Origin of the sequence: Jejuia pallidilutea (assembly GCF_002973595.1) — a bacterium.
Lineage (GTDB): Bacteria > Bacteroidota > Bacteroidia > Flavobacteriales > Flavobacteriaceae > Jejuia > Jejuia pallidilutea.
On record NZ_PVEO01000003.1, the window covers coordinates 267,229 to 284,421 of the forward strand.

11 protein-coding genes are annotated in these 17,193 nt (G+C 34.0%); 10 read left to right on the plus strand and 1 reads right to left on the minus strand.

What is annotated here, in order from left to right:
• Nucleotides 1–91: 91 nt before the first annotated feature.
• The gene (locus tag CLV33_RS07220) at nt 92–703 is read left to right on the plus strand and encodes a hypothetical protein (RefSeq protein ID WP_105473327.1); all 612 of its coding nucleotides are present in this window, start codon (nt 92–94) and stop codon (nt 701–703) included.
• A gap of 136 nt (nt 704–839) precedes the next feature.
• Here CLV33_RS07220 and CLV33_RS07225 read toward each other — a convergent pair whose 3' ends face one another.
• Nucleotides 840–1,091: a hypothetical protein gene (locus tag CLV33_RS07225; protein WP_105473328.1), complete on the minus strand. Its 252-nt coding sequence runs from the start codon at nt 1,089–1,091 to the stop codon at nt 840–842.
• Between the two features lie 120 nt (nt 1,092–1,211).
• On the opposite strand from CLV33_RS07225, the gene CLV33_RS07230 reads away from it, so the two are divergent.
• From CLV33_RS07230 to CLV33_RS07270, 9 genes are all read left to right on the plus strand, one after another.
• Nucleotides 1,212–1,508 carry a YbjQ family protein gene (locus tag CLV33_RS07230; protein WP_105473329.1) on the plus strand — a complete coding sequence of 99 codons (297 nt, stop codon included), beginning with the start codon at nt 1,212–1,214 and terminating at the stop codon, nt 1,506–1,508.
• An 89-nt stretch (nt 1,509–1,597) separates the two neighbouring features.
• Nucleotides 1,598–2,278, plus strand: coding sequence for a head GIN domain-containing protein (locus tag CLV33_RS07235; RefSeq protein ID WP_105473330.1), 681 nt, complete (start codon nt 1,598–1,600; stop codon nt 2,276–2,278).
• A 42-nt stretch (nt 2,279–2,320) separates the two neighbouring features.
• Nucleotides 2,321–2,794, plus strand: a complete 474-nt coding sequence (locus tag CLV33_RS07240; RefSeq protein WP_170063987.1) for a hypothetical protein — start codon at nt 2,321–2,323, stop codon at nt 2,792–2,794.
• Nucleotides 2,795–3,118: 324 nt separating this feature from the next.
• Complete coding sequence (locus tag CLV33_RS07245; RefSeq protein WP_170063988.1) at nt 3,119–5,935, plus strand: helix-turn-helix and ligand-binding sensor domain-containing protein; 2,817 nt, start codon at nt 3,119–3,121, stop codon at nt 5,933–5,935.
• A gap of 228 nt (nt 5,936–6,163) precedes the next feature.
• Nucleotides 6,164–9,184 (plus strand): SusC/RagA family TonB-linked outer membrane protein, encoded by a 3,021-nt coding sequence (locus tag CLV33_RS07250; protein WP_105473332.1) that lies wholly within the window; start codon nt 6,164–6,166, stop codon nt 9,182–9,184.
• 11 nt (nt 9,185–9,195) lie between these two features.
• Nucleotides 9,196–10,653 (plus strand): RagB/SusD family nutrient uptake outer membrane protein, encoded by a 1,458-nt coding sequence (locus CLV33_RS07255; protein ID WP_105473333.1) that lies wholly within the window; start codon nt 9,196–9,198, stop codon nt 10,651–10,653.
• Nucleotides 10,654–10,664: 11 nt separating this feature from the next.
• On the plus strand, nt 10,665–12,626 hold the full coding sequence (locus CLV33_RS17670) for a carbohydrate binding domain-containing protein (RefSeq protein WP_146109719.1): 1,962 nt from the start codon (nt 10,665–10,667) through the stop codon (nt 12,624–12,626).
• A 28-nt stretch (nt 12,627–12,654) separates the two neighbouring features.
• Complete coding sequence (locus CLV33_RS07265; RefSeq protein WP_105473335.1) at nt 12,655–13,539, plus strand: glucan endo-1,3-beta-D-glucosidase; 885 nt, start codon at nt 12,655–12,657, stop codon at nt 13,537–13,539.
• Between the two features lie 456 nt (nt 13,540–13,995).
• Nucleotides 13,996–17,187 (plus strand): glycoside hydrolase family 2 TIM barrel-domain containing protein, encoded by a 3,192-nt coding sequence (locus CLV33_RS07270; protein ID WP_105473336.1) that lies wholly within the window; start codon nt 13,996–13,998, stop codon nt 17,185–17,187.
• Nucleotides 17,188–17,193 lie beyond the last annotated feature (6 nt).

The following is a 17,193-nucleotide window of genomic DNA, read 5'->3' on the forward strand; positions in this document are numbered from 1 at the left end:
ATTAAAAACACCTTATCTAGTTATATTTTTAGTTGTAAAACATTTGACGCAACCTTTTCAAAAATTTTTCATCTAAAAATAAAATAAAATTATGTTTAAGAAAGTTTTAAAGTTTATACTCGTGGCGCCTTTATTAATGGCTTTTCAATGTGAAGACGAATTCGAAGAAAGCACATTAGTATTTAATTCATTTAAAGTAAATATTTCAGCTCAATCTAGTTTTTCACTTAATGATACAATATGGATTACTGGCAAGACATCAAGTAAGGTGTTTGATTTAGCACTTAATGATTCTATTTTCGCTGAAAGTCCACGAAGCGATATTTTTTCAATTTATAAATTTATTGAACCCACAGAAGTATACAATTGTAAAGATGCTATTGATAAATTTGATTTAATGTTTGATATTGGTCAATTTTCAGCTCTTCCAAGTTGCGAGAATGCACAATTACAAGTTATTCCTAGATTAGAAACTAATAATATATCTTACACTTATAGAATAGGATTAAAACCGAATTTTACAGGTGATTATGTAATTAGCTGGCAAGATGGAATAATTCGAAACTTAGATAGAAATGAATTTATTATAAATAATTATCCGATTGCAAATTACCCTAATCAAATTGGTTTTAATAGCTGTGATAATGTTTCATGGAGATTTTTAAACGAATCAGAACGAGAATATTACTTCACAGTTGAATAAAAAAGATAAACAGTAAAATTAAAAAATCTGGCTTGTGTTTCATCCTAAAATGATTTTATAATTTGCACGCTACAAGCCACATACAATCTCGCTGGCAGTAATTTTACGAAAATGTGAATTGAAGAAAAGAAATTCTTTAGTTCTTATTATACTTTTTGTGCTCAATTTTTTTCTTTTCTAAAATAGCGTAAAATTTTCTTGGTGATATTTTTAAATCTTTGGTAATATCTCTTACTTTCTTTTTCCCTTTCTTATAAAGTTTTAAATTATCATTTACTTTTTTATTAAAAAAATGCTTTTCTAATTTCTCAACAATTTGCAATTCGGTTAAATTAGATTCATTTGAATAATTTTCTATTTCCGATTTAATTTTTGATAAATTGCTCATAAATTTCAATTTTTTTATATAATGTTGTGTGCTTAAAGTTATTAACTATACTACTAGTTTACTAAAATAAACCTAATTTTCTTAATTATACAATTACGTATAATTTCAAACAAAAATACTATGATACTTACTACAACCAATTCCATAGAGGGCCATACCATAAAAGATTACTTAAGTATTGTAACAGGAGTTGCTATGAGTAAAAAAGCAACAGCAATGGGGTTTAGCATGTCTAAATACTATACCGCTTTAGAGCAAAATATTGAAAATATAAAAGAAGAAGCATTTAAAAAACTAGTTGAAAATGCGCAAAAAATAAAAGCGAATGCTGTAGTAGGTATAAAAGTAGAGATAGAGCTTACAACAAGTAATTATGTAATGGTTTCTGTTACGGGTACAGCGGTTAAGGTAGAATAAGTTTGTAATTATAAAGTTTTCATAAACTAAAAAGACAACGGAATAATTATTGATAAATTTACGTTACAAATAAAACCAAAACTTTACATATGAAATATTTAGCATACCTTCTTGTATTCTTAATCTCTTATAATTCAATTGCTCAAAAAGAAATTGATAAAACCGTTGGAGAGTTTAGCGAACTTAAAGTGTACGATTTAATTGAAGTAGAGTTAATTAAATCTGATGTAGATAAGGTTGTTATTACCGGTAAGAATAGAAATGATGTTGTTGTGAACAATAAAAATGGTACTTTAAAAATAAAAATGAAGCTTGAAGAAGCTTTTGATGGTAGCAATACAATAGTAAAATTATACTACACTAATATTGATGTTATTGATGGTAACGAAGGCGCAAAAATTCACTCAGATGACGTTATTGAGCAATTTGAGATAGATTTAAATGCACAAGAAGGCGCAGAAATTAAAGTTAATCTAGATGTAAAATATGCAAATATTAGAGCAGTAACAGGAGGCGATATTTATGCCACTGGTAAAGCAAAACATCAAGATGTGTCTATTTATACAGGCGGAGATTATAATGGCGAAGAATTAAAAACCGAATATACCGAAGTTTCCATTAGGGCAGCTGGAGAGGCTCGTGTATTTGCCTCAAAAAAAGTAACAGCAAAAGTTCGTGCTGGTGGCGATATTTTTATTTACGGAAACCCAGAAAGCATAGATGAAAGTAGAGTACTTGGTGGAAGAATAAAACGAATGGAAACTGAATAAACCATACGTTACTATCTAGTTAGCACACATATGGAAAACCCTATGCAAGCTTGGATTGAATCTAACATAGAACTTTCCAACTTAATAAACGAAATTGAAAATTCAAAGCTTTCTGAACGAGCGCAAGCTGAATTAGCAATGGACAAATTTTGTCATATGTTCGACCTGCCGAAAATGCCTGAAGACAAATCAAGGTATGAGGATTATTATGAAAAAAATGAGATCGATGAAGCTCGCTCTGTTTTTGAAGAATTCGCACTTCTTAAATATTGTTATCCTGAAGAAGACATTCGCGCGCTAATTCTATGCGCAGTTTACAACTTAACTCATTTAATAGGTGTGGATATAGATGAAATATTAATAAATGAATTTGGGGAGAAATTTCCAGATAATTGTATAGTTGGATATAGAGGTATTGGAATAGACGCAGAAGTAATCTTTCCTCAAAAAGAGGGAAAAAGTTGGTTCGATTTAGGATGTATCGCTGTTACAAAAATTGTGAAAATAAAAAAATAAATACGTGTGCTAACACCGTATAAAAAAAATTGCTAGTTTTAGCTAAACCAATGTGAGTTGCTCGTTTGCTAGCTTCTGATTTTCCTTCGGAAAATCCTCGCATACAAACACGCAACTTTCCTTATACATAAACGTTAATGCTTAAAATCCTTCAATTTTATTACTGTTTTAAACTTATGTATTCTAAATTCATAGAGGTTTAGTTTTTAATAAACAATTGTATGGTTTACCAATTTTAGTTAAAAAATTACCATACAGAAGCTATACACTGTTGTTTATACCCCTTGTTTTTACTACCTTGTAGACCCAACAAAACTAAAACCTGTGAAAAGCACCAAATTTTTTGCACTGCTTTTATTATTTGGGGTATTTCTTAAATTAAGTGCACAAGAAAGACCTCCTATTAATGTGTTTTATCCTCAAGATTATGGAGGTGCTTCTCAAAACTGGTCTATTTCCCAATCTGATAATCGTTACATATACATAGCTAACAATAAAGGTTTGCTAGAATATAATGGAGCAAAATGGAATTTGTATCCATCGCCTAATCAAACTAATCTACGAAGTGTTAAAGTTATAGATAGTTTAATTTACACAGGGAGTTATCATGATTTTGGTTATTGGAAAAAAGATGGCTTTGGTGTTTTAAACTACACATCACTTACCAAAGCACTAAATATAGATCTTTTAGAGGACGAAGAGTTTTGGAATATCATGACTTTAGATAATTCTATCTTATTTCAATCTTTAGATAGAATACACATTTACAACAAAAAAACGAAATCTTATAATGTAGTAGAATCAAATTTAAAAATATCTAATTTATTTAAAGTCGATTCTAATTTTTATTTTCAAAATTTAAACAGCAATTTATATAAAATAGAGAGTGGAGAAGCTATATTGGTGTCCAACGATCCAATATTAAAGGATAACGTTATTGTAAATATTTACAATCATAATGATGCTCTGCTTGTTTTAACACAGGATAACGGTTTTTTTGAATTAAGAAACAAATTATTAACGCCTTGGAAAATTCCTGCCAGTGAAGCGTTATCTAAAGTTAGTGTGTTTAGTAGTATTCAGTTAGAAAATAAGAGTTTTGTTTTAGGCACCATTTCAGATGGGGTAATATGTCTTTCAACTAGCGGTAATATTACATTTAAAATTTCTCAATCTAGTGGTTTAGCCAACAATACAGTTTTATCACTTTACGAAGATGCAGACCAAAATATATGGCTGGGGCTAGATAATGGTATTAATTGTATAAACATGAAATCGCCATACAGTATTTATGTAGATAATTCTGGTACTATCGGAAGTGTATACACATCAATTGTTTACAATAACATGTTGTATTTGGGTTCTAATCAAGGGTTGTTTGTTAAACCACTAAATAATAACCAGGATTTTCAATTTGTAGAAGGCACACAAGGTCAAGTTTGGTTTTTAGATATTATTGGTACTACTTTATTTTGCGGGCATAACTCTGGAACTTTTATTATTAACAATAAAAAGGCAAATAAAATAGCCAACATACAAGGTACTTGGATGGTTAAACCTGTTTTAAACCACAATAATTTATTAATACAAGGTAATTATAATGGTTTGTACATACTTCATAAACCAAATAACCAATGGGTTTTAAAAAACAAAATTGAAGGTTTTGATGTATCGAGCCGATATTTTGAATTTTTAAACAATACCGAAATATATTTAAACCATGAATACAAGGGTTTATTTAAATTAAAATTAAATGAAGCACTTACCAAAGTAGTATCTTACTCTCGCGATACGCTTGTTGATAAAATTATAAGTTCTAGTTTAATTAAACACAATGGCGAATTATTATATACTATAAAAAATGGTGTTTACAAGTACAGTAAAAACAACAAAAAATTTGTATTAGATACCTTATTTAGTAGGCTAATAGACGAGAAAAACTTTACTTCAGGTAAATTAGTATCAGATAATAAAACTAATAAATTATGGAGCTTTTCATCTAAAGGCATACACTTTTTAACGTCATCTAAATTAAGTGGAGCTCAAAAAATAACCAACATACCTTTTCATGAAGATGTAAGAAAAGATGTTGTAGGTTACGAGAGCGTAACGCCATTAGATAATGAGAGGTTTTTATTTGGCTCAATTTCTGGTTATGTTGTTTTAGATTTAAGTAAAATTCAAAATTATAGTCCTACCATTAATATCAACCAAATAGCTGTAAGCAACCTAAAGGCTAATGATACCATAAAACTTGTAGATTTAAAGGAAGCAGCAGAATTTGAAAATAATGAGGATAATATACAGTTCTCTTACAGTATTCCAGAATTTTTAAAAACACAAAAACCAGAGTATCAGTATAAATTAGAAGGCATTTATAATAATTGGAGCGATTGGAGTACAAACGGTACTGTTTTTTTTGAAAACCTCCCTTTTGGAAGTTTTACTTTTTATGTAAGGGGTAAAGTTGGTAATCAACCAACTTTAAATACAGAGGCATACACGTTTACTATAAAAAGACCATGGTTTTTAACCAACACAGCTATTGCTGGTTATATACTTATACTGTTACTATTTTCTTTTTTTATGCACAATGTTTATAAACGATACTACAGAAAACAAAGAGAACGCATATTACAAAAAACAAAAAGGGAATTTGAACTTAATGAACTAGAAAATAAGCAACAATTAATGCGTTTAAGAAACGAAAAATTAAGAGAAGATATAGATAATAAAAATAGAGAATTAGGTTCTTCTACTATGAATTTAATTAGAAAAAATGAATTCTTAAGAACCATAAAAAAAGAGCTAGAAAAAGTTAAAGAGGAGAAGAAAAACTTAAATAGCGTTATTAAAATTATAGATAAAAACTTAAATAATAATGACGATTGGAATTTGTTTCAAGAAGCCTTTAACAATGCCGATAAAGATTTTCTTAAAAAAATAAAACAAGCACACCCTACTTTAACCGCCAACGATTTAAGACTTTGTGCTTACCTTCGCTTAAATTTATCATCAAAAGAAATTGCACCTTTACTTAATATTTCCTCCAGAAGTGTAGAGGTAAAACGCTACAGGCTTCGTAAAAAAATGGAACTACCTCACGAAGCAAGTTTGTCAGATTATATTCTAGAAATATAACGCCTAAACAAAACACAAAAACACCTATACAACACCACAACATTTAGTTTTCCTTTAACTTTATTTTTTTTGTACACACTCTTAAAATATTAACAAAATAAGGGGTTTTTGTGGTTTTAATAATAAAACTATACTTTTTTTGTAATGTATGTTTTTTGTTGCGGTAAAAAATATGTAATTCATAAATAATGTACATAATTTTAACCAAACTCTAAAACTAAACTCAATATGAGACAAAAACTCTTTAAAATGCTAATGCTTTTATGCTTTTCCTATGCAAGTGGGCAAAACATAGAAATTAGTGGAAATGTACAAGACAATAGCGGTTTTCCAATTCCAGGTGTAAACGTTATTGTTAAAAACACTACCAAAGGTGCTGTTACAGATTTTGATGGAAATTTTACCATCGTAGATGTCCCAACAGGATCTATTTTAGTGTTTAGTTATATTGGTTACGTAACTAAAGAGGTTACAGTAAACAATAGTGACAAATTAACAGTTACAATGGAAGAAGATTTAGCAAAGCTAGATGAAGTTGTTGTAATTGGGTATGGCGCCCAGAAAAAGAAAGAAGTAACGGGTGCTGTAAGTGTAGTTTCAAGCGAAACTATAGAAGCTCTAAAACCAACCCGTGTAGAACAAGCACTTCAGGGTCAAGTAGCGGGTGTTAACATTACATCGCAATCGGGTTCTCCTGGTGGTAACACAACCATTAGTATTCGTGGAGTTTCCACAAACGGAGACAGCAGACCTTTAATTCTTGTAGATGGTAACGTTATTGAAGATTTAAGCGTTATTAACCCAAATGATATTGCCAGCGTTAACGTACTTAAAGATGCAACTGCCGGTATATATGGTGTTCGTGCTGCAAACGGGGTTATTTTAATTACTACCAAAACAGGTAGAAAGGAACAACCGTTAACTATTGAATACGATATGTACGTTGGGTTCCAAGAAACAACAAGAAAAATTCCTGTATTGAATGCCTCAGAATATGGTGCTTTGGTTAACGAAGCTTTTGCTGCTGGTGGCGAAACACCACCGTTTAGCGATTTATCACAATTAGGTGTAGGAACCGATTGGCAAGATGAAGTATTTGAAAAAGCCCCTATAATTAATCATGGTATTACATTTAAAGGCGGAAATGAAAAATCTACATACGCCTTTAATAGTTCTTTTATAACGCAAGACGGTATTGTGGGCGGTTCAAAATCAAATTTCACACGTTTTACTCAGCGTGCCAGTTATAATGTAGATTTATTAGATAATTTAAAATTTACATCAGGCTTGTTTTTAACAAGATCTAGTAAGCGAAATTTAGTTGAATCTGCTTTAGGTTCTGTACTTTTTAACGCTTTAAACATGGCACCTACCATTCCAGTTATAGATGAAGAGGGTAGATTCACCATCGCAGAAGGTTTAGGTAACGAAGTTATAAACCCTATTGCTCAAACAGTAAATACAAACGATTTAACTAAAACTTTACGGCTAAGTGGTAATGCGGGCTTAGGGTATACTTTTTTAGACCATTTTACAGCACAAGCTAACATTCAGTTTAATTATTCTGAAGTAGATGGCTATGTGTACAGACCTATTCAAAATTACGGAAGTGGTAAAGTATTTAATGTTGATAGAAGCGAAGTAGTTGAAAGATTAGATTACTACAGAGACTATACGTTTGATGCTTTTGTTAAATACGAAAATTCATTTAATGATACTCACAATGTTAAAGCGCTATTAGGTACCTCTGTATTTAGAACTAAAGGTGTTTTCACAGGATTGAGAGGTTTTGATGTTGATACTACAGCTCCAAACATCGATAATGCCGATGAGGTTGAAGATATAAACCAAGCTAGAGGTTTCGACCCAAGGTTCGATTCTCGTCTACTATCATACTTTACTAGATTACAATACGATTATAAAGGCAAATATCTATTTTCAGCTGTAATTCGTCGTGATGGTTCTACAAAGTTCGGTCCTGAAAACAGGTTTGGTTATTTCCCTTCTGGTTCTATAGGATGGGTGGCATCAGACGAAGATTTTCTCTCAGGAAGTAATACGCTTAATTTCTTAAAACTAAGAGCATCTTATGGTATTTTAGGTAACGACAGAATTAGAGATTTTGGATTTATATCGTTACTTAATGGTGAAGGTACCTACGTATTTAACAACGAACTAGCATTTGGTTTAGGAACAGGAGCTGTGTCTAACCCAGAAATTAGATGGGAAAAACAAAAAACACTAAACATAGGTTTTGATATGCGACTATTTAATAATAAGGTTGATATTACTGCCGATTATTTCCAAAAAAGAACTGAAGATTTATTAGTGGTACCTCAAGTATCTGGATTGTTAGGTGTTGGTGCTCCTGGTGCTTCTGCACCAACAGTTAATGCTGGTATTGTAGACAATAAAGGTATTGAATTCGCCATAGGATATTCAGATAATATAAGCGACGATTTTAAGTTTAGTATTAAATATAATGTTACTGCAATTCAAAACGAAGTTATCTCAGTAAGTGGTGATGGCGATTTTATAGCAGGTGGCTCTTTTGGTGTTGGTCAAGACCCACCAGCAAGAATGGAAGCTGGTTTTCCTATAGGGTACTTTAGAGGTTTTAAAACCAATGGTATATACCAAAACCAAGCTCAAGTTGATGCAAGCCCTACAATTAATGATAGAGTACAACCAGGAGACTTAATATTTGTAGATACCGATGGTGATGGGGATATAGACGATGATGATAGGGTAAATATTGGAGACCCAATACCAGACGCTACAATGGGACTTAATATTTCTTTCGATTATAAAGGTTTCGATTTTGCCGCTTATGCCTTTGCATCAGTTGGTAACGAGATAGTACGTAACTACGAAAGAAACCAAAACTTAACTAACAGACCAAGATACTTTTTAGACCGTTGGACGGGTGAAGGTTCTACAAATTCAGATCCTAGAGTAACAACAGGTGCTAACTCTAATATATTATTTTCAGATTATTTTGTAGAAGACGGTTCTTTTATCAGATTACAAAATATACAGTTAGGATATACATTTGGAGAAGAAGTTTTCGAGAATTCCAAAATAAGTAAATTACGTTTATACGTAACTGCAAGTAACTTATTCACATTAACCGAATATAGAGGTTACGATCCAACGGCATCAAGTGGCGATCCCATTGGCGGCGGTATCGACCAAGGTTTTTACCCTAACCCAAAAACATTCTTATTCGGTTTAAACTTAAAACTATAAAAAAGCTAGATATGAAAAATATATATAACAAAAACATACTGCTTATACTACTGGCATTAATGCTTTCTTGTAGCGACGATTTTATTGAAGTAGCATCGCAAGATGAAAACTCAGAAGAATTCTTTAATTCAGAAGCAGATTATCAAAAAGCCTTAATTGGGGCGTACGATTTATTACAATCAACCTATTTGAATGTAATGCTAGGAGAAATAGCCTCAGACAATACTTTGGCTGGTGGCGAAAGTGCTACTGATGTACCGGGAATACAAGAAGTAGACGATATGGTACATACACCACTAAACGCCCAACTAAGAGACATTTGGAACTGGATGTTTGCCGGTGTAAATAGAGCCAACTTTATTTTAGAATTTCAGGATAAAACAGATTTTTCTGGTAAAGAAGGTGTAATAGCACAAGCAAGATTTTTAAGAGCTTACTATTATTTTGAACTGGTAAAGTGGTTTGGAGACGTACCACTAGCTGTAGATAAGCGCATTCAATTTGGTGAGCAATTCTCTTTAGAAAGAACATCTAAAGGACAGATATACGCACAAATGGAAGAAGATCTAGTATTTGCAAGTGCAAACCTACCCTACGTTCAAAATGAAACAGGACGAATTACTAAAGGTGCTGCACAGGCATTGTTAGGTAAAGTATACTTGTACCAAGAAAAATTTAGTGAAGCTGCAACTGTACTAGAAGATCTTATTAACAATGGTCCGTATGCCTTATTAACAGACTATAGTACTATGTTTGAAAATGATAATGAAAACAACATAGAATCTGTTTTTGAAGTACAATACACAGATAAGGAAGGTGCTGGCTTTGGTTGTTTACAATGTAGTGAAGGTAATGTAGCTGTTGGTTTTAACGGTATTAGAAATTATTCTGGTCCTGTTTTCGACTCAGGTTTTAGTTTTAACGTACCAACACAAGAAGTTGTTGATGCCTTTGAAGAAGGCGATATTAGATTGGATACTGCAATTCTTGATATTGATGCTTGGGCCGAAGCCAATAATGCATCATTCTCCACAGGATACGAACACACAGGATACTTCAACAGAAAATATATTGCTAGAAAAGGCGATTTAAATACTGGTGATGCAAACCTTACAAACCCTAACAACTATAGAGCAATTCGTTTTGCCGACGTATTGTTAATGGCAGCAGAAGCCCTAAACAGAGGGGGTATAAGCGATACTAGAGCACTAACCTATTTAAATAGGGTAAGAACTAGAGCAACATTAGATGCTTTAGATGTTACAGGTACAGAACTTACAAATGCAATTTACCAAGAAAGACGCGTAGAATTAGTGGGCGAAGGCCACCGTTTCTTCGATTTAGTAAGAACAGGAAGAGCTGCTCAGGAAATTAACGGATTTGTTGCAGGCAAACACGAGGTTTTTCCAATTCCTTTAATAGAAATAGAATTGGCAGGTAACATTTGGGAACAAAATCCAGGATATTAAAAAAATTAGATATGAAAACATTAAAGTATATAATGAGTTTAGCTTTGGTCTTCTTTATAAGTTGTGCCGAAGATAATAACGATTTAGGTTTTATTGAAGAGGTAATTGCGCCTAGCAATGTTACAGCTCAATTTCAAATAACACAAGATAATTCGGGTTTGGTTACTATAATACCAAATTCAGAAGGTGCGGTATCTTATAACATTACTCCAGGAGATGGAACAGATGTTGTAAGTGTAAAACAAGGCGAAAGTTTTGAAAATATCTATAGCGAAGGCTCTTACCCTGTACAAATAGAAGCAGTTGGTGTAACTGGCCTAAAAACAACAGTAACTAAAGATTTAACAGTGTCTTTTAGGGCACCAGAAAATTTAGAAGTTACAGCTGAAATAGATGCATCAAATCCTTTTATTCTAAATGTATCAGCTACTGCAGATTTTGCAGCATCGTTCTTGGTGTATTTTGATACATCAAATATAGACGAAGAGCCTACACCTCTAGCAGTAGGAGAAACCGTAAGTTTTGAGTATCCAAATGTTGGAGATTATGCTATTAAAGTTGTGGCGCTAAGTGGAGGTACAGAAACTACAGAAATTACGCAAACTATAGAAATTGCAGCACCTACCGAGCTTCCTATAGATTTCGAGGCATTTGATGCAAACACCTTCCAAGGTTTTGGTGGCGCTAGTAATGCAGTAATTGATAATCCTGATGCAAATGGCAATAGCTCCAGTAAAGTTGGAAGAATTGTTAAAGGTGCAGGAGAAGGTTGGGCAGGAAATGTCATCACACTATCATCTCCATTAAATTTTAGTGTAAGAAAAGCAATAACAATGGATGTTTGGTCTCCAAGAGTTGGTGGAAAAATGCTTCTAAAGGTAGAGAATTTAGATGACGGAAATATTGCATATGAGACTGAGGCTACTTTAGCAGGAAACAGCACATGGGAATCTGTAACCTTTGATTTAAGCGAGATTGATACCTCAAACAGCTATCAAAAAATTGTTGTATTCTTCGATTTCGGTACAGTTGGAGACGGTAGTGCAGACTGGACGTTCTACATAGATAATATTAAACAAGATTTAGTTTCTACCGGAACATTTAATGACGGTTTGTTAACTAATGGCGATTTTGAAGCTGGAAGCGATTCTTGGATTGTTGGTGTAGATGATAATGCGCCTATAGGAGTGGTAACAGATGCAGGAAATACATACTACTCAGTAGATGTAACAACAGCTGGAAATTCCTTTGATGTTAATATGAGTCAAAAAGTTGCCATTACAGAAGGCGAAACTTATACACTAATATTCGATGCATGGTCTGATATAAACAGACCTATAGTGGCTGGAATTGGTTTAAGTGGAGACCCATGGTCTAGCACAGTCGAAACAGTAAACATTACCCCAACCAGAACAACATATGCTTTATCGCTCGTTGCTACAGGTTTTGGCGCCGTTAATGCACGAGTAATATTCGATTTGGGCGCTGCTATAGGCACTGTTAATATTGATAATGTTTCTCTGTTTTTGGGAGATGGCCCGTTTGATGATGGTTTATTAACTAATGGCGATTTTGAGGCTGGAAGCGCTCCTTGGATTGTTGGTGTAGACGATAACGCACCAGTAGCAGTTGTAACAGATGCAGGTAACACATATTATTCCGTAAATGTAACAACAGCAGGAAATGGGTTTGATGTGAATATAAGTCAAAAGGTTGAAATAATTGAAGGCGAAACGTATACTTTAACTTTCGATGCTTGGTCTGATGTTAATAGAGCTATTATTGCAGGAATAGGTTTAAGTGGCGATCCATGGTCGAGCACTGTGGAGTCGGTTGATATAACACCAGACAGAACTACGTATACACTTACATTAACAGCAACAGGTTTTGGTGCTACTGATGCACGAGTAATATTCGACTTAGGAGCCGAGGTAGGTATGGTGAACATTGATAATGTTTCATTAAGCAATTAGTTAACTAAAAATACTTAAAAAGGTAATTATGAAAAATTATAAACACATAATACAATTTTTATTTTGCACGCTTATTTTGGTAAGCTGTCAAGAAGAAGATTACGAATTTGGCGACATCGTTGCGCCTAGTAACATAAATATTGAAGTAAAATATATTGACGAAGGCACAGAATCTGCTGCTCCAGGTTTAGGAAGCGGTTTAGTTGAGTTTTCGGCAACTGCAGACGGCGCTACGGCTTACCATTTTGTAATTCAAGGGCAAACCAAATTACAAACTTCAGGAAGTGTTTCTCATAATTTTACAAACCTTGGCAATAATACATACGCAGTAACTGTAGTTGCTTATGGTACAGGAGGCGCCTCCTCAAGTGAAACTATAGAAATAGATGTGTTAGCATTATACGAGCCACCAGCAGATTTAATAGAAATGTTGCACGGTGGTACTGAAAAAACGTGGCGTATAAAGGCAGAATCTAAACCACACTTTGGATTAGGGCCCGTAGATGGCGGTACTGTTGCAGAATGGTTCTCAGCAGAACCAAACGATAAAGTTGGTGTTGGTATGTACGACGACCGCTATATTTTTAGAGCAGACGGCACATTTACGCACATAACTAATGGCGATGTATTTGGACGTGTTGGTTTAATAGATGAGCTTGGTGCTTCAGGTGGAAGTGTAGATGGTGCCGATGTATTAAACCTACCTTATAACGATTACACAGAGCAATACACCTTAACCGCACCAAGTGATGTAGAGACTATATCGTTATCAGGTTTAGGATTTATAGGATACTATGCCGGTGGAGACCACAAGTATAGAATTTTTAGTAGAAACGCTACCGAAATGGTTTTAAGTACTACTGATGGTAATAATGAATTTGAGTGGTGGTTTGTTTTAACTTCTGAAGATTAAATTGAGGTTAAACACCATTTAGTTTTATTCTATTATTGGCATAAAAAAGCACCTTTAAAACCTATATTGTTTTAAAGGTGCTTTTGTTTTACAAAGCGCTAAGTTAATGATGCTAAGGTGTATAGTGTATTCTTAGAGGCATTGTATAGCACAACATTAAAAAGTATTACCTATACATTACCACAACACACAAGTAAAAATAGTGCATATATCATAAAAGTATTGAGAAATAAGTAACTTACTAAAACACCGTATTTATTAGAGTCTCATCAAAAAACAACTGTTTTTTTTGCTATGTATGTTTTTTGTTGCGGTAAAATTTATCAATTTAATAATGTTATGCAGTAAGTTTACAAAACCACACTTGTTTTGTTTGCAAAATAACATTACAAGAAAAACATCCATTATTCGGGTGGAAAAACAACTAAAACAATAGACCAATTAATTATTAATGTTATGAGAAGAAACATTCTACAATTAGTCTTTATTCTATTTTCTATCTCACTTTTTGCTCAGGTAAAAAAAGTAAGGGTCGAAAAATCTAATGAAGGCATGTACCTCACCGTTGATGGTGAAAAATTTATGATTAATGGTATGAATTGGGATTATGTCCCAATAGGCACCAATGTTGTAAACGCAGAATTCTACAAAAAATCCGATGACATTATTAAAGCAGGATTAGACGCAGAAATGGCGTTACTACAAAACATGAATGTAAATGTTATACGCCAATATACTGGTGTACCAGCAAAATGGATAAAATACATATACGAGAAGTATGGTATTTGGACGATGTTAAACGATTCCTTTGGGCGTTACGGCTTAACTATAGATGGTGTTTGGACACCAATAACAGATTATAAAGACGAGCGTACTAAAGAATTATTACTATCGGAAATCACTAAAATGGTAACCGATTATAAAAATACACCAGGTATACTCTTATATCTTATTGGTAACGAAAACAACTATGGTTTGTTTTGGCAAGGTGCAGAAACCGAAGATTTTCCCGATGGGCAAGAAAAAATTAATGCAGTTGGTGAGTTAAGAGGAAGACCAATGTATAAGTTAATGAATGAAGCTGCTCTAGCCATGAAAGCTATAGATAAAAACCATCCAGTAGCTATTTGTAACGGTGATGTTTTGTTCATAGACATTATTGCAGACGAATGTAAAGATGTAGACATCTACGGCACCAATGCATATCGTGGAGAATCGTTTGGAGACATGTTTCAAGTGGTAAAAGATAAGCTCAATATGCCTATAATGTTCACCGAGTTTGGATCAGACGCTTACAATGCTATCGAGAATGCCGAAGACCAAAAAATGCAAGCACATTACCTAGTTAAAAACTGGCAAGAAATATATGAGAACGCTGCAGGACTTGGAAAAGTAGGCAATTCTATTGGAGGATTTACATTCCAGTTTTCTGATGGATGGTGGAAAGCGGGTTTTGACGATAGAAAAGATGCCGATACACAACAAACAGAATCTACTTGGAATGCTGGCGGCTATAAAATAGACGAAGCATACCCTGGCGCAAACAATATGAACGAAGAATGGTTTGGTATTTGTGCTAAAGGACCAACAAACCCAAGAGGTTTATATACTTTATACCCAAGAGCAGCTTATTATGCATTAAAAGACGCCCACAAATTAAACCCTTTTGAAGACGGTGTAGATTTAGAATTTGTGCAAAATTACTTTAGAAACATTAATTTAATGGATGCTGTTTTGCGCGCAAGAGGCGATAAGGCCTCATTGGGAGCTACTAAAAACGGAACAGTAAGGCTTAGTAACTTAAGAGCGCAATTCACAACATTTAATACCGGAGGAAGCTTACTTACAACACCAGAAACCCCAAACCCAGACGAAGAATCCTTTCCTAATCAAATAGGATTCGATCACATGCAATCCTATTTTATTGGAGTTGAAGGAAGTCCTGCCCCTAATATGAAAGCAGAAGTTAACTTTAATGTGCTTGGTAATGTAGCACAAAACCCTATTGATGAGATTTTTTATGAGAACGTAGGACGACCAATTACTGTTAACAATGCAGAAGGCGAGGAAATAGTTATAACAGACAATAACAGAGTACGCGTTTACAATGCTGAATTCGAGTGGAATACTAAAGTAGCCGATGTTAGAGGGTTTTATAGAACAGGACACTACCATTGGGGCTACGAGGGAGACTTCTTCGGGTTATATCCAGAGGCTAATTACGGCCCTAATCTAGATATTTACAATGGTGAAATATTAGGAATGGAAATTGATGGAAAAGGTGCCTTAAAAGGACTTAAAGCAGCGTTTGGTCCGCAGTTATGGTGGGGCGCAAACCCAACAGTATTACTAAAATACAGAACAAACTTTAAGCATTGGGATATTACAGGTATTTACCACAGAGACTTAGATACTAGTTTAGAATTTGATGATAATGGACGACGTGTACTAGATCAAAATCAAGTTCGAAGTGGTGTAATTCCACCATGGCCAACAGAACGCGCTACTATAGCCTTAGAAAGAGAGTTTGGAGATTTTGGGCTGTCTTTAGGTGGTATTTGGGGAGGTAGACCTCTTAATGGTAGTACTTTTCAAGATGTTACTGGCGAATCTGGAAACTATGTGGTTTATCAAGACAAAATAAATGCTGATGATAATTGGGGAGGAAAAGCCAAAATAACATATGAAGGCGGAAAATTTAATTGGTACGCTCAAGCGGCTTACATGGGTTTAGTAGCCAATGGTGGTGCAGATGCCACGAGAACATTTACAGGATGGAAACTTAAAGATTCTGGTAGTGGTAACCAAACCAATATACTTACTGGTTTTACTTATAGTGTTGGCGATTGGCAGATAGCACCAAACTTTTTATGGCAAAAACCTTTAGTAGACCCTATACCAAACGATGTATCTGCTCCTGGCAGACTAAGAAATTTTATAGACGACCCATTTGCTGTAAGAGGCAATAGAGAAACCACCGCAGGTGAATTGCTTTTAACTTTCGATCCAACTCCGGGCTCTTGGTTCTACGAGTGGGATAACGATCGTTCTGAGGATGCAAAAATTGCCTTTAATCTAGGCTTTGTATATAGGCACCACCCAACAGCACAAGATGCTGCTATTGGTTTTTTAGCAAATCGTACATTTTTTGCATTTCCACAATCTGCTCCAGCGCAAGACCTTTGGGAAGTTAGTTCTAGAATTGTATCTAAAGTAGGTCCCGAACTAGGTATTATTGGAAATATCTACGGTGGTAATGCACAAGCAAATGGCGATAGCGATAGAACTATTGAACGTTTTGGGGGCGATGTTAGAATGATTTATAAACAATGGAAATTGGAATATGGTTTTAAAGTAAACGATTGGGGACCTTTTGATTACCACCGCGATTTTAACTTAACCTTTCCTGTTCAAAACATGATAGATATTTCTACAACCATTGGAAAACCAGACTGGTTTATACTTCCAGATACAAAAATAGGTATTCGTGGTACTTGGCGTTCTTTAAATGAATTTTCTCCCAGATATTCTCCTAATGCTGTTCCACCAAATACATTTCCTGCTGTACCAACTATAAGTCCTGTTGGATTTGATAACGGAAGTGAATGGGAGATTAGAACATACGTACACATCAACATTGGAAAATAAAAAAAC

Bases quoted from the DNA above. Each gene is read 5' to 3' on its own strand.
- CLV33_RS07230 (WP_105473329.1), top strand. From the start codon at position 1,212: ATGATACTTACTACAACCAATTCCATAGAGGGCCATACCATAAAAGAT.
- CLV33_RS07220 (WP_105473327.1), top strand. From the start codon at position 92: ATGTTTAAGAAAGTTTTAAAGTTTATACTCGTGGCGCCTTTATTAATG.
- CLV33_RS07235 (WP_105473330.1), top strand. From the start codon at position 1,598: ATGAAATATTTAGCATACCTTCTTGTATTCTTAATCTCTTATAATTCA.
- CLV33_RS07225 (WP_105473328.1), bottom strand. From the start codon at position 1,091: ATGAGCAATTTATCAAAAATTAAATCGGAAATAGAAAATTATTCAAAT.
- CLV33_RS07270 (WP_105473336.1), top strand. From the start codon at position 13,996: ATGAGAAGAAACATTCTACAATTAGTCTTTATTCTATTTTCTATCTCA.
- CLV33_RS17670 (WP_146109719.1), top strand. From the start codon at position 10,665: ATGAAAACATTAAAGTATATAATGAGTTTAGCTTTGGTCTTCTTTATA.
- CLV33_RS07250 (WP_105473332.1), top strand. From the start codon at position 6,164: ATGAGACAAAAACTCTTTAAAATGCTAATGCTTTTATGCTTTTCCTAT.
- CLV33_RS07255 (WP_105473333.1), top strand. From the start codon at position 9,196: ATGAAAAATATATATAACAAAAACATACTGCTTATACTACTGGCATTA.
- CLV33_RS07265 (WP_105473335.1), top strand. From the start codon at position 12,655: ATGAAAAATTATAAACACATAATACAATTTTTATTTTGCACGCTTATT.
- CLV33_RS07240 (WP_170063987.1), top strand. From the start codon at position 2,321: ATGCAAGCTTGGATTGAATCTAACATAGAACTTTCCAACTTAATAAAC.